The following is a 13,409-nucleotide window of genomic DNA, read 5'->3' on the forward strand; positions in this document are numbered from 1 at the left end:
CGCGGATGAGGAGGTGACATGGCACGAGCAACAACGCACATGCCATGTCGAACCTGTATTGCTACCCGGCAGAAGAAGAGCGTGGACCAGCTCCTCAGAGTGGTCCAGGATCCTACTCGGCCGGGTCATCTTCTCCCCGATCCACGGCGTCGACTCCCCGGGAGGGGAGCGTGGATCACCCCCACTCCTCAGGCTTGTGCTCAAGCTGAGAAGAAGAGGGCATGGGGACGGGCACTGCGCGTGTCCGGCAGGGTGGACGCCTCCGCAATCACGGCCTTTATCGACGAGGCCACGAGCGAACAAAGGAAGACCGAACACTGATGAGCGCACGATGAAGCATCAGCGATGAACGTCAACGACCACACCTAGGGTCGGAGGTCAGCGCGCCCTGGCCTTCGTCTCCTGGGTTAACCACAGAGGAGAGAAGTGCCAGGAAAGCTTCGTGTTCATGAACTCGCTAAGCAACTGGGAATCCCCAGCAAGGAACTGCTGGCGACCCTGAAGGAGCAGGGCGAGTTCGTTAAGACCGCATCCTCCACCATCGAACCGCCGGTGGTGAAGAAGATGCGCGCCTACTACGAAAAGAAGAACGGGCCCGCGGAGGCAGAGGCGAAGGCTGCCGCCAAGCCCGCTGCGCCCAAGCCGGGCGCCGGTTCGGCGAAGGCCAAGCCGGGTGCCGGTGCTGGCGCGCCGAAGCCGGGCCCGAAGCCGCAGGCCAAGCCCGGTGCCGGTACCGGTGCCGCTGCGCCCAAGCCGGGCGCCGGTTCCGCGAAGGCGAAGCCAGGTGCGGGTGCCGGTGCTGGCGCGCCGAAGCCGGGCCCGAAGCCGCAGGCCAAGCCCGGTGCCGCCGCACCGAAGCCCGGCGCCGGAGCCCAGGGCGAGTCTGCCCAGAAGAGCCAGCAGCAGGACAAGAAGTCCGCTAAGCCGGGCCCGAAGCCCGGCCCGAAGCCGGGCCCCAAGCCCGGTGGTCGCGCCCCGCGGGTGGCGAACAACCCGTTCTCCACGAACAGCTCCAGCGAGCGTCCCGCGCCGCGTCCCGGCGGTGGCCGGGCGACCCCGCGTCCCGGTGGCCACGGTGGCAACCGGAAGCAGAACCCGCCGCGTCCGGGTGGTGGCCGTTCCCAGCAGCGTCAGCAGCAGGGTGGGCACTCCCAGGAGAGCCCGAAGCAGGGCGGCGGCCGTCGGCCGAGCCCGGCGATGATGCCGGCGCACCCGAGCCCGCGGCAGATGCCCTCGAAGTCCGCTGCCGGCGGACGCGGGCGCAACAACCGCGGTGGTGGCCCGGGCGGCCCGCGCTTTGGCGGCCGTCCTGGTGGCGGCGGCCGGGGTGGCCGTCGCGGTGGTACCGCGGGCGCGTTCGGGCGGCCCGGTGGCGCTCCGCGTAAGGGCCGCAAGTCGAAGCGGCAGAAGCGGAATGAGTACGAGTCCATGAAGGCTCCGAACGTCATTGGTGGCGTTCGGCTGCCCGATGGCGGCGGCCAGACCCTGCGTCTGCGCCGTGGTGCCTCGCTCTCTGACTTCGCGGAGAAGATCGGTTGCGAGGCCTCCTCCCTCGTGCAGGCGCTGTTCAACCTCGGTGAGATGGTGACCGCGACGGCCTCCGTCTCCGATGAGACGTTGCAGCTCCTCGGCGAGGAGATCAACTACAAGGTGGAAGTTGTCTCCCCGGAGGATGAGGACCGCGAGCTCCTCGAGCGCTTCGACCTGCAATTCGGCGAGGACGAGGGCACCGAGGAGGACCTGGCCAAGCGTCCCCCGGTGGTCACCGTCATGGGTCACGTCGACCACGGTAAGACCCGCCTGCTCGACACGATCCGCAAGACCAACGTCGGCGGTCGCGAGGCTGGCGGCATCACCCAGGGCATCGGCGCCTACCAGGTGCAGGTGAACGTGGAGGATGAGGAAAGGACGATCACCTTCCTCGATACCCCGGGTCACGAGGCCTTCACCGCCATGCGTGCCCGCGGTGCGAAGTCCACGGACATCGCCGTGCTCGTGGTCGCCGCCGACGACGGCGTCATGCCGCAGACCGTCGAGGCGATCAACCACGCCAAGGCGGCGGATGTGCCGATCGTCGTGGCCGTGAACAAGATCGATAAGCCGGAGGCTCAGCCGGACAAGATCCGCGGCCAGCTCACCGAGTACGGTCTCGTGCCCGAGGAGTACGGCGGCGACACGATGTTCGTCGACATCTCGGCGAAGAAGGGCATCAACATCGATGGCCTTCTCGAGGCCGTCACCCTCACCGCCGATGCCTCCCTGGACCTCGTCGCGAACCCGGACATGGACGCCCAGGGTATCGCCATCGAATCCCACCTCGATCGTGGCCGCGGCCCCGTCGCCACGGTCATCGTCCAGCGCGGTACCCTCCGCGTCGGTGATTCCATCGTCGTGGGTGACACCTATGGCCGCGTCCGCCGCATGGTGGACGAGTACGGCGAGGATGTCCAGGAAGCCGGCCCGTCGCGCCCCGTGCAGATGCAGGGTCTCAACGGCGTGCCCGGCCCGGGTGACAACCTCCTGGTCGTCGAGGATGATCGAGTGGCCCGCCAGATCGCTGACCAGCGCGATGCTCGTCGTCGTAACGCGATGGCCGCGAAGACGCGCAAGCGCGTGTCCCTGGAGGACCTCGACAAGGTCCTCAAGGAGACCAGCACCCTCAACCTCATCCTCAAGGGCGACAACGCCGGTTCGGTGGAAGCTCTGGAGGAGGCCCTCCTCAAGATCGAGGTCGACGACGAGGTCGAGCTCAACATCATCGACCGCGGTGTTGGTGCCGTGACGCAGACCAACGTCAAGCTGGCCGCCGCCTCGGACGCCGTGATCATCGGCTTCAACGTCCGGGCGGAAGGCAAGGCGACCGAGGAAGCCAACGCCGAGGGCGTCGACATCCGCTACTACACGGTGATCTACCGCGTCATCGAGGAAGTGGAGCAGGCGCTCAAGGGCATGCTCAAGCCGATCTACGAGGATCGGGACATGGGTGTGGCGGAGATCCGGCAGATCTTCAAGGCCTCCGCCGTCGGCCTCATCGCCGGCTGCATGGTCGAAGAGGGCAAGGTCCGCCGCAACGCCAAGCTGCGCCTGGTCCGCGACGGCAACGTCATCGCTCCGGACGCGACCATCACCTCGCTCCGCCGGGAGAAGGACGACGTCACCGAAGTCTCTGCCGGTTACGAGTGCGGTATGGTGCTCTCCTACCCGGACATCCAGGTGGGCGACAAGATTGAGGTCTACGAGCAGGTTGAGGTGCCGCGCACCTAAGAGCTCGACAGATAGCTTGATCACACTCGAGTCCCCGCGAGGCCATGAGGCTTCGCGGGGGCTTTGTGCGTGGGGTAGAATCGCAGGGCTAGACAAGGGGACGTGACGTGAAGAAAGGGGATTGCCATGGCTGATCACCAGCGGGCTGCGCGGATGGCGCGCCGCATTCAGCACATCGTGGCCACCGCCATTGAGCGCCAGATTAAGGACCGCCGGCTCGAGTTCGTGACGATCACGGACGCGAAGGTCACGGGGGATCTCCACGACGCGACGGTCTTTTATACCGTCCGCGGCCGCACCCTCGATGAGGAACCGGACATGAAGGCGGCGGAGGCGGCGCTCGCGAAGGCGCGCGGCCCGCTGCGCAAACTCATCGGCGATGAGCTCAAGGTCCGCTTCACTCCGACGCTGAGCTTCGAGGTGGACACCGTGCCCGAGGCCTCTGCCCACATGGAAGAGCTCCTGGCCCGGGCCCGCGCCCGCGATGCGGAGCTCGCCAAGCTCAAGGAGAATGCCACCCCTGCGGGCGATGCTGATCCCTATCGCGACTCGGAGAAGGACGCCTAGGGTGAGCCGTTTCGCACAGGCTCGCTACCTGATTGAGAAGGCGGCGCGGGTGGCCGTCGTCGGACACCTTCGCCCCGACGCGGACGCCGTCGGATCCGTGACGGCGATGGTGAGCGCCCTTCGCTTCCTGGGGAAGAAGGCGGACGGTTTCATCGGGCAGGCCCAGCCGTTGCCGGCGAACCTCCGCAGCATCCCCGGCGCGGAGGAGATCACGGTGAGCGCGGAGCTGCCGCCGGTGGATCTCGTCATCGCGGTGGACTGCGGTTCCCTCGACCGCACGGGTGGGCTGGCCGACGCCGTCGCCGCCGCCCCCGACTGCCTCGTCATCGATCACCATGCCTCGAACCCGGGTTTCGGGACGGTGAACATCATCGACGCGGAGGCAGAGTCGACGACGCTCATCCTCTTCCGCCTCTTCTCCACCTTGGGGGTGGAGCTCGACGCCACCCTGGCCCACAGCCTCTATGCCGGGCTTGTGACAGATACCGGGAGCTTCCGCTGGGGCACCCCGCGGATGCACCTCGTCGCGGCGGAGCTCATGAAGACCGGTATTGATACGCGGCGGATCGCCGAGGAGCTCATCGACGGCAACTCGGTGGGGGACCTCCAGATGATCGGCTCCGTTCTCAGCGGCGTCACGCTCATGACGGTGGGCTCGCTGGGTGTGGCCTACCTCGTCGCCGATGCCGACACCATCTATGGGCACTCCGCCTCCGCGGTAGAAAGCCTCGTGGACTTCGTCCGGGTGGTGGACAACGCGCAGCTGGGCGTCGTTTTTAAGGAGACTTCGCGGGGCCGCTGGGCGGTGTCGCTGCGGTCCTCGTCCATGGACGTCTCGCGGATTGCCACCCGCCTGGGCGGCGGCGGCCACGTCCCGGCCGCGGGATACACCACCTCGGGCAGGGTGGACACGATTGTGCAGGAGCTCGTCACCGTCCTGGAGGAGCTCTCCGACTAGCTGACTTGAAGGAGATTGTGTGAAAACTCGCGTCGAAGAGCCTGAATACGCCCAGGCTTCGGCTGGACGCATCCTTTCCCTCGCTGTCCCGGCGCTGGGCGTGCTCGTGGCTACGCCGCTCTACCTCCTCCTCGACACGGCGGTGGTGGGGCGGCTCGGCGCTTTCGAGTTGGCGGCTCTCGCGGCGGGAACCACCATCCAGTCTCTTGTCACGACGCAGCTCACCTTTCTCAGCTATGGGACGACGGCGCGCGCTGCCCGCTGGTATGGGGCCGGGGATCGGCCCGCCGCGGTGAGGGAGGGGGTCCAATCCACGTGGGTGGCGCTGCTGGTGGGCCTGGCCCTCGCCGCCATTGTCATCACCTTTGCCCCGGGGATCACGAGCTGGCTGGCGAAGTCCCCGGAGATCGGTGCGGAGTCGACGCGTTGGTTGCGAGTCGCCGCCTGCGGTATCCCGCTCATTCTCATGGTGATGGCAGGAAACGGCTGGCTCCGCGGGGTGCAAGACACGCGCTCCCCGCTGCTTTTTACCCTCGCGGGCGTGATCCCCGGTGCTATGGCGATTCCCTTCTTCGTGGGGCAGTGGGGGATCCTCGGCTCGGCTATTGCGAACCTCATGGGTGCGAGCATCAGCAGCCTCTGCTTTGTGATCAAGCTGGCCCGGAGTCACCAGGGCTCCTGGGCACCGCACTGGCCGACCATCAAGTGCCAGCTCGTCCTTGGACGCGACCTCATCCTGCGTTCGCTTTCCTTCCAGATCACCTTCCTCGCGGCGGCGGCCGTCGCGGCACGGGCGGGGCAAGCCGCCCTGGGTGCGCACCAGATCATGCTCCAGCTGTGGAACTTCATTTCGCTGGTGTTGGATTCTTTAGGCATTGCGGCGCAGGCGCTCGTCGGCGCGGCTCTTGGCGGCGGGACTGTGGCCGTGGCCCGGAGGGTGGGTCGGCAGGTCACTGGGTGGGCGACGGTCTTCGCCGGCGGCCTCTGCCTCATCATGGCGCTGGGCTACCGCGTCATTCCCTCGCTCTTTAGCCAGGATGCCTCGGTGCTCTACGAGATGTCCCGCCCGTGGTGGCTCCTCGTCATCATGATCCTGGGCGGGGGAACAGTGTTTGCCCTCGACGGCGTGTTGCTCGGAGCGGCGGATGCCCGCTACTTGCGCACGATCAGTATCATCTCGGCGCTCGGCGGTTTCCTCCCCTGCGTCCTCCTCTCCTTTGTCTTTTCTATTGGACTGGTGGGGATCTGGTGTGGTTTGGTGGTGTTTATTCTCATCCGCCTCATCGCCGTGACCTGGCGCTTCCGCTCCATGCGATGGGCGCGGGCGGGAGTGGCGCGCGAATCCTCCTCGGCCTCGGAGGGGCCACGGGGTGCAGACACGCCGGCACCGCAGAAATCCTAGACGCAGCAAGGAGGGCACATGTCGCAGTCACGGCAGCCACGGCAGCGCACCCTGTGGGCTGTGTCCGACCTCCACGCGGCCGTGCGCGCCAACCGTGAGCGCATCGACGCCCTCCGCCCGCAGGACCCGGAGGATTGGCTCATCGTTGCTGGTGACGTGGGGGAGCGCAGCGATCTTGTCCTGCGGGTGCTTCGCCAGCTGCGCTCCCGATTCGGGACCGTCGTGTGGGTGCCGGGCAACCATGAGCTCTTTAGCCGCTCGGGGGATCGCCACCGGGGCCGCGAGAAGTACGAGGAGCTCGTCCAGGGCTGCCAGCAGATGGGGATCTTCACCCCGGAGGATCCTTTCCCCGTCTTTCACGACGTCACGATCTGCCCGCTCTTTACCCTCTATGACTACAGCTTCCGCCCCCCGGGTCTCTCCCTCGAGGAGGCCCTCAGCGCCGCGGAGCGGGCCGGCATCATGATGATGGACTACTTCTCGCTCGCCCCCTTCGTCGATGTGCGCGGCTGGTGCTGGGACCGCCTGGCCTATAGCGTCAAGCGGCTGAGCCGCGTCGAGGGCCCGACGATCCTCATCAACCACTGGCCACTCCTCCGGGAGCCGACGCGCCGCCTGCGCCACTCGGAGCTCGCGCTCTGGTGCGGGACCCGGCATACCCGCGGATGGGCGGAGCGCTACCAGGCCCGTGCTGTCGTGTATGGTCACCTCCACATTCCGCGCGTCGACGTCATTGACGACGTCCAGCACATCGAGGTCTCGCTCGGCTACCCGCGGGAGTGGCAGCCGCGGCGTTCCGCCCCGCCGTGGCCCTACCCGGTCCTCGTGGAGGAGCTGGACGGATGATCGACGCCACCCTCTTCCCGACCAGCGCCACCTGGTGTTATGTCCGCACCTCTGTCCGCAGCCACGACCTCAGCAACTACGAGGCACTGCACCCGCTGGAGAAATCCCTTGTCTCTCGGGCGACGGACGTGCGCAAAGCCGAGTTTGGTGATGCCCGCTGGTGCGCCCACCGTGCCCTGGAGGACCTCGGCAAGCACGATGGCGGGCCGATTCTCCGCGGGGACCGGGGCATGCCACTGTGGCCGGATTCGGTGTGCGGGTCCATCACCCACACGGGTGGTTTCCGCATGGCGGTCGTGGCCCCCAGTCTGCTCGTACGATCCGTGGGGATCGACGTCGAACCTGCGGAGAGCCTCCCTGCGGGGGTCTTTGAGGAGATCGCGCGCCCGGGGGAGTACCCCCAGATCGAGCGCCTCCGCCAGGCCGGGGTGGAGTGCGCTGATCGCCTCCTTTTTTGCGCAAAAGAGGCCACGTATAAAACGTGGTTCCCACTCACTCATCGGTGGCTCGGTTTCGATCAAGCTGAAATTGATGTTCGGGAGGATGGAACTTTTATTTCATACCTCCTGGTTCGCCCGACGCCCGTGCCCTTCATTAGCGGTAAGTGGGTCCTCAGCGATGGCTATATCGTGACCAGTGCGTCCGTCGTCTAACGAAGGGGTGGCGACGGAAGGCCCTCTGACCTCAGTTTTTACCCCCACAATGAGGGGGTGGCGGGTTGGGTGCAGGGAGGGGATGCGTGGAGGCGCAGTCCATATCTGCAGCTCAGGCTATGCTAATAAAAATGCTCTGCAATCAGGTGAGGTTAAACACACGCAACGGAACTCCATAACCCTTTTCGGCAGACTGAGGAAAACCTAAGATGAACGGCGGCACTATTTCTTTGACCAACTAGGGAGACTGTCGTGGATCGTCACCTTTTCCGCCGTATTGCTGGTGCCGCCAGCGCTGCCATCATGGGCTTGGCCCTTGTGTCTTGCTCGACTGAAAATGCTGATTCCTCGGGTTCCTCCACGTCGAAGGACGGGGACACGCTGGAGGTTTTTGCTACCACCGGTTACATCGGTGACGCGGTGAAACAGATTGCGCCGGATGCCCACGTGGACGTCATGGTCGGGCCGGGCGGAGACCCGCACACCTACCAGGCCACCACCAAGGACACGGAGAAGATCCAGAACGCTGACCTCGTTCTGTGGAACGGCCTCCACATGGAGGCGCACATGCTCGATGAACTCTCCAGCCAGGGTGATCGTCAGCTGGCCGTCGGCGAGGTCCTCCCGGAGCAGAACCTCCTGCCGTGGCCGGAGACGGATGACCAGGGCAACCCGCTCCACGACCCGCACATCTGGAACTCCACGGAGAACTGGAGCATTGTCGTCGACGCCATCGCGAACAAGCTCGGCGAGGTGGATCCGAAGAACAAGGACACCTACGAGAAGAATGCCGCCGACTACAAGAAGGAGATCGAGGAGACCGCCTCCTACGTTCAGGAGAAGATCAACTCCATCCCGCAGGATCGTCGTTACCTCATCACCGGCCACGATGCCTTCAACTACCTGGGCAAGCAGTTCGGCCTGGAGATCAAGGCCACGGACTTCGTGACCTCCGAGTCGGAGATGACCCCGCAGGACATCAAGGAGCTGGCGGACTTCATCGCTGAGCACAAGATCCCCGTCATCTTCCAGGACAACCTGCAGAACCCGCAGGCCATCAACTCCCTCAAGGAGGCCGTCCGCGCCAAGGGCTGGGAGGTTGAGGTCTCCGACAAGCAGCTCTACGCCGACTCCCTTGGTGAGTCCGCCCCGACCGACACCTACATCGGTGTCATGAAGTACAACGCCGATGCCATCTCGGAGGCATTGAGCAAGTGACCCAAGACAGTACCTCCACCGCGTTGAGCGTTCGTGGACTTACTGTGAGCTATGGCGGTCCCGCGATCGTGAAGGATGCGTCCTTGACGGTTCCTCGTGGGGCCGTCATGGGCTTGTTGGGCCCCAATGGGGCAGGGAAGTCCACGTTCCTCAACGCCATCCTCGGTCTCGTACCCCGCGCGCGCGGTGAGGTCACCTTCTTCGGCGACCCCCTCCGCGCCGCCCGACGCCGGATCGCGCACATGCCCCAAACCGCACGGGTGGACCTGGACTATCCCATCACCGTCGAGGGCGTGGTCCGCATGGGCACCTACCCACGCTTGGGTCTCTTCCGTCGCCCCGGGGAGAGGGAGCGCGCCCTCGTCGACGACGCCATCTCCCGCATGGGCCTCGACGACCACCGCCACCACCAGATCTCCGAGCTCTCCGGAGGCCAGCTCAAGCGCACCTTCCTGGCCCGCGTACTCGCTCAGGACCCGGAGCTCTACCTCCTCGATGAGCCTTTCGCCGGGGTGGACGTCGTGAGCGATCGCGTGATCCGGCGCGAACTGCAGCGCCTCGCGGAGAGCGGGGCCACGGTCGTGCTCATCCACCATGATCTCGCGACGGTGAAGGAGATCTGTTCGCATGTGACCCTGCTCGATCACCGGGTCATCGCGAGCGGCACCCTCAAGGAGGCCTTCACGCCGGAGAACATCAACGCCGCGTATGGGCTCGGCCTCATGACAGAGGACACGCCGTGAGTTTCCTCGAGTTTCTCTCCGTCTTTGAGTACCGCCGCACCGCGATCGGCGCCGTCATCATCGGCATCGCCGCCGGCATGCTGGGCTGCCATCTCTATCTCCGCAGGCAGTCGATGCTGGCCGATGTCGTCGGGCACAGCTCGGTGGCGGGTGTCATGGGGGCGTTCATAGGCGCCTCGATGTTGAGCGTGGACGGCCGCTCGATCCTCGTCATCGTCATCGGGGCGCTGGTGTCCGGGCTCCTCGCCGTGGGGCTCACTGACTGGGTCGCGCGCGTATCGAGGGTCCGCGACGACGCCGCGATGGCCGCCTCCCTCGCGCTCTTCTATGGCGGTGGCATGATTCTCCTCCACATCATTCAGCACTCCACGCTGCCGAATCGTGGTGGCATCGACGAGCTCATGTTCGGAAAAGTCTCGACGCTCACCGCGGCGGACAACGCGACGCTGGGCGTCATCGCCTTCATCGTCGTGCTCGCCACGGTGGTGCTCCACCGTCCTTTTCACACGATGCTCTTTGACCCGGTCATGGCGAAGCTCGTGATGTCCCCCCGGCGCGCGACGGTGCTCTCGATCATCCAGATGGTGCTCATCGTCTGCGCGGTGGTCCTGGGCATTAAGTCGGTGGGACTGATCCTCATCATCGCCTTCGCGATCTTCCCCTCCGCAGCAGCGCGGCAGTGGACGCGCTCGCTGGGGGCGATGATGGCGCTTGCTGCGCTGTTTGGCGCGGTGGCTGGCGTGCTGGGCTCGTGGCTCTCCGTGGTGGGGCAGGGGATGCCGGCGGGCCCGGTGATCGTGCTGGTCCTCACGGCGATCGTGCTGGTGTCCTTCATCGCGGCGCCGCGTCGAGGGCTCGTCGCCCGGATGCTGAGAAAGTCGGTGGTGCGCTCATGAGTCATGCGATGGCCGTGGCCTTCCTGGCCGCCGTGACCTCCGTCGTCGCGGCGATTCCCGGCGTGGTTCTCGTGCTGCGCCGCCAATCGATGCTCACCGATGCGATCAGCCACGCGGTGCTCCCCGGCATCGTCATCGCCGCGATGATGACGCAGAGCATCGACTCGCCCTGGCTCCTCGTGGGGGCGACGATCGCCGGGGTGGTCGTCGTCATGGGAACGCAGTGGATCAAGGACAGTGGGTTGGTCGCGGGTGATTCGGCGACGGGCCTTGTCTTCCCTCCGCTCTTCGCCCTCGGTGTCATCTTGCTCACGAGGAACTTCCGCTCCTCCCACCTGTCTGAACACTCGGTGCTCATCGGGGAGTTCAACTATGCGGTGCGGCAGCGCGTCATCATCGGGACCTATGACTTTGGACCCCGCTATGCGTGGATCCTCATTTGCATTGCCATCATCACGATGGCCGTCCTTCTCATCTGCTACCGACCGCTCCTGGCGATCTCCTTTGACCTGGACTTCGCCCGGGTGTCCGGGGTGCGGGTGGCGCTCATCAACCAGATCATTATGGTGCTCATGTGCCTGGTGATCGTGGCGGCCTTCCACGTGGCCGGGTCCATCCTCGTCGTGGCGCTCATGATCGTGCCGGCGGCGTGCGGGAGCCTGCTCGTGCGGACGGTGCCGAGGCTCATCGGGGTGTCGGTGCTCATCGCGGTGGTGGGCTCTCAGCTCGGTTTTTGGTTGGGCTATCACTTGGACCGCCCGACCTCGGCGATGATGGCATTCGTGGACGGCCTCATCTTTGTCCTCGTCTTTGTGCTGACCCGGGTGCTGCACGCCCGGCGAGCCTGGACAATGGACGAGTCGGAGACGGCCGCGGCCTCCGAGGCCTCCGAGCCCGCCCTTCCCGCGGCCCCTCGCTAGGAGAGGGTCGCGGGGCGGGCGACGAAGACAGTGCTGAGCCGCCGGCCCTGCTCGGCGACGAGCGCGATCGCGTGGCCTTTCGGGTCAACGGCCGCGTGGGTGCCGTCGAGCCCCCGCGGCTCGAGCCATTGCCCGAGGGAGAGCTTCCGCGCCTCCGCCTCGGTGACGTCGAGGGTGGGGTAGCAGCGCGGCAGGGCCTCGTCGAGCCCGAGGAGCGGTGGGGTGGGGGAGTCAGCGAGCTCCTCGAGGGTGTGGGCGTCGTCAATAGTGAAGGCCCCCACGCGGGTGCGCCGGAGGGAGCGCAAGTGCCCGCCGACGCCGAGGGCCTCGCCGAGGTCGCGGGCCAAGGCGCGAATGTAGGTGCCCGAGGAGCAGCTCACGAGCATGGAGAGCTCCCAAAACTCAGGCCCGGGGGTGATGTCGCTGATCTCCAGCTCATGGATGGTGACCGGCCGGGGCGGGATCTCCACGTCTTCGCCCTCGCGAACGCGCTGGTAAGCGCGCTTGCCGTTGATCTTGATGGCGCTCACGGCGGAGGGGCGCTGGAGGATGTCGCCGCGGAAGGCCTCCGCCGCGGTGTGGATGGCGCGTTCGCTGAGCGTGCCCAGGGCGTCGGGGCTCGCGGTGCTGAGGAGTTCTCCCTCGGCGTCCTCGGTGCTCGTGGTGGCGCCGAGGCGGACGCGCGCCTCATAGGTTTTGGACTCCGAGCCCAGGTGAGCGAGGAATTTCGTCCCCCGCTCGATGCCGGCCACGAGCACCCCCGTGGCCATCGGATCAAGCGTTCCGGCGTGGCCGACCTTGCGGGTCTGGTAGATGCGGCGTAGGCGCCCCACGACGTCGTGGGAGGTCATTCCCGCGGGCTTATCGACGATGACGAGTCCAGAATCAGCCAAGCTCATGCTGGCAGTCTATGCGATGGCTGGGGCAGGGGAGGCCATGTCGTAGCATGGAGCGGTGGATATCTGGCGTGGATTGCAGCAAGTCCCTCCGCAGCTCACGGGATCCGTGGTCACCATCGGGGTGTTCGATGGGATGCACCGGGGGCATCAGGACCTCGTCGGCCGCGCGGTAGCGGAGGCGCGGCGGCGTGGGCTCCCGTGCATCATGGTGACCTTTGATCCGCACCCTGTCTCGGTGTTCCTCCCGGGGCGCACGCCGGCGGCGCTGCTCAGCCTGGAGAAGCGGCTTGAGGCGGCGGCAGCCCTGGGCGTCGATGACGCGCTCGTCATTGATTTCCGCGAGGAGCTCGCAGGGCTGAGCCCCTCGGAGTACGTGCGCACCCTGCTGGTCGAGACGCTGCACGCCCGCGCCGTCTTCGTCGGGGAGAACTTCACCTTTGGCAAGGACGCCGCCGGCACCCCGGACGTCCTGCGTTTCCTCTGCGATGAGGAGAGGATCGACGCGCACATCGTCGAGCTCCTCCAGTCCTCGGGCACGAGCATCAGCTCGACGATCATCCGTCGAGCCCTCAGCGAGGGGGACGTCGCCGCGGCGGAGCGCGCCCTGGGCCGGCGCTTTGCCGTCGAGGGTGAAGTGGTGCACGGGAATGGGCGTGGGGGTCGGGAGCTCGGTTTTCCCACCGCCAACATGTATTTCCCGGAGCACGTCGCCATCCCGGCGGATGGCGTCTACGCCGGGTGGTTCCTCCTCACCGATGATGAGCCCGTCGAAGGCGATATGGAGCCGCACACCGCCTATCCCGCGGCGATTTCCGTCGGGACCAATCCCACCTTCGGCGATGAGCGGCGCAGCGTCGAGTCCTTCGTCATGGGGCGGGACGCTGATCTCTATGACCGCCAGGCGCGCGTGGAGTTCGTCGCCCATCTGCGCCCCATGCTGAAGTTCGATGGGATCGACGATCTCCTCAAGGCCATGAACCACGACGTCACCGAGGCTTATAGCGCATTAGGTATACACTCGGGCGGGTAAACGACTCTCAAGG

At 66.2% G+C, this 13,409-nt stretch carries 13 protein-coding genes; 12 read left to right on the top strand and 1 reads right to left on the bottom strand.

The genetic code is table 11. The annotated features are described in order from the left end of the window. Positions 1-39 precede the first annotated feature (39 nt). The 11 genes from L1O03_RS04335 to L1O03_RS04385 all read left to right on the top strand — a co-directional run bounded on the left by L1O03_RS04335 (position 40) and on the right by L1O03_RS04385 (position 11,467). Positions 40-321 carry a YlxR family protein gene (locus tag L1O03_RS04335; protein WP_420830300.1) on the top strand — a complete coding sequence of 94 codons (282 nt, stop codon included), beginning with the start codon at positions 40-42 and terminating at the stop codon, positions 319-321. A 105-nt stretch (positions 322-426) separates the two neighbouring features. Next, positions 427-3,264, top strand: a complete 2,838-nt coding sequence (gene infB / locus L1O03_RS04340) for a translation initiation factor IF-2 (protein ID WP_236118215.1) — start codon at positions 427-429, stop codon at positions 3,262-3,264. Positions 3,265-3,390: 126 nt separating this feature from the next. After that, the gene (rbfA, locus tag L1O03_RS04345) at positions 3,391-3,831 is read left to right on the top strand and encodes a 30S ribosome-binding factor RbfA (protein WP_236118216.1); all 441 of its coding nucleotides are present in this window, start codon (positions 3,391-3,393) and stop codon (positions 3,829-3,831) included. 1 nt (position 3,832) lies between these two features. Continuing rightward, positions 3,833-4,789: a DHH family phosphoesterase gene (locus L1O03_RS04350; RefSeq protein WP_236118217.1), complete on the top strand. Its 957-nt coding sequence runs from the start codon at positions 3,833-3,835 to the stop codon at positions 4,787-4,789. Positions 4,790-4,808: 19 nt separating this feature from the next. Next, a complete protein-coding gene (locus tag L1O03_RS04355; RefSeq protein ID WP_236118218.1) occupies positions 4,809-6,191 on the top strand; it encodes an MATE family efflux transporter in 1,383 nt (460 codons plus the stop codon). 18 nt (positions 6,192-6,209) lie between these two features. Further along, a complete protein-coding gene (locus tag L1O03_RS04360) occupies positions 6,210-7,037 on the top strand; it encodes a metallophosphoesterase family protein (RefSeq protein ID WP_236118219.1) in 828 nt (275 codons plus the stop codon). Beyond that, positions 7,034-7,690 carry a 4'-phosphopantetheinyl transferase family protein gene (locus tag L1O03_RS04365; RefSeq protein WP_236118220.1) on the top strand — a complete coding sequence of 219 codons (657 nt, stop codon included), beginning with the start codon at positions 7,034-7,036 and terminating at the stop codon, positions 7,688-7,690. Before L1O03_RS04360 ends, L1O03_RS04365 begins: the two co-directional genes overlap by 4 nt. 303 nt (positions 7,691-7,993) lie before the next feature. Then, a complete protein-coding gene (locus L1O03_RS04370; protein ID WP_268914025.1) occupies positions 7,994-8,908 on the top strand; it encodes a metal ABC transporter substrate-binding protein in 915 nt (304 codons plus the stop codon). Further along, entirely contained in the window at positions 8,905-9,651 is a 747-nt protein-coding gene (locus L1O03_RS04375) for a metal ABC transporter ATP-binding protein (protein ID WP_338026124.1), read from the top strand. Before L1O03_RS04370 ends, L1O03_RS04375 begins: the two co-directional genes overlap by 4 nt. After that, a complete protein-coding gene (locus L1O03_RS04380) occupies positions 9,648-10,547 on the top strand; it encodes a metal ABC transporter permease (protein WP_236118223.1) in 900 nt (299 codons plus the stop codon). The genes L1O03_RS04375 and L1O03_RS04380 overlap by 4 nt, the downstream gene beginning before the upstream one ends. Continuing rightward, positions 10,544-11,467: a metal ABC transporter permease gene (locus tag L1O03_RS04385; protein ID WP_236118224.1), complete on the top strand. Its 924-nt coding sequence runs from the start codon at positions 10,544-10,546 to the stop codon at positions 11,465-11,467. The genes L1O03_RS04380 and L1O03_RS04385 overlap by 4 nt, the downstream gene beginning before the upstream one ends. Here the strand turns inward: L1O03_RS04385 and truB are convergent. Then, complete coding sequence (gene truB, locus L1O03_RS04390) at positions 11,464-12,366, bottom strand: tRNA pseudouridine(55) synthase TruB (protein WP_236118225.1); 903 nt, start codon at positions 12,364-12,366, stop codon at positions 11,464-11,466. The genes L1O03_RS04385 and truB overlap by 4 nt on opposite strands. Positions 12,367-12,421: 55 nt before the next feature. On the opposite strand from truB, the gene L1O03_RS04395 reads away from it, so the two are divergent. Then, a complete protein-coding gene (locus tag L1O03_RS04395; protein WP_236118226.1) occupies positions 12,422-13,396 on the top strand; it encodes a bifunctional riboflavin kinase/FAD synthetase in 975 nt (324 codons plus the stop codon). The last annotated feature ends 13 nt before the right edge of the window (positions 13,397-13,409 follow it).

Origin of the sequence: Corynebacterium uropygiale (assembly GCF_021568315.1) — a bacterium.
Taxonomy (GTDB): Bacteria; Actinomycetota; Actinomycetes; order Mycobacteriales; family Mycobacteriaceae; genus Corynebacterium; species Corynebacterium uropygiale.

Coding starts and splice junctions, on each gene's coding strand:
- L1O03_RS04385 (WP_236118224.1), top strand. CDS start 10,544: ATGAGTCATGCGATGGCCGTGGCCTTCCTGGCCGCCGTGACCTCCGTC.
- L1O03_RS04335 (WP_420830300.1), top strand. CDS start 40: ATGCCATGTCGAACCTGTATTGCTACCCGGCAGAAGAAGAGCGTGGAC.
- truB (WP_236118225.1), bottom strand. CDS start 12,366: ATGAGCTTGGCTGATTCTGGACTCGTCATCGTCGATAAGCCCGCGGGA.
- rbfA (WP_236118216.1), top strand. CDS start 3,391: ATGGCTGATCACCAGCGGGCTGCGCGGATGGCGCGCCGCATTCAGCAC.
- L1O03_RS04360 (WP_236118219.1), top strand. CDS start 6,210: ATGTCGCAGTCACGGCAGCCACGGCAGCGCACCCTGTGGGCTGTGTCC.
- L1O03_RS04370 (WP_268914025.1), top strand. CDS start 7,994: ATGGGCTTGGCCCTTGTGTCTTGCTCGACTGAAAATGCTGATTCCTCG.
- L1O03_RS04365 (WP_236118220.1), top strand. CDS start 7,034: ATGATCGACGCCACCCTCTTCCCGACCAGCGCCACCTGGTGTTATGTC.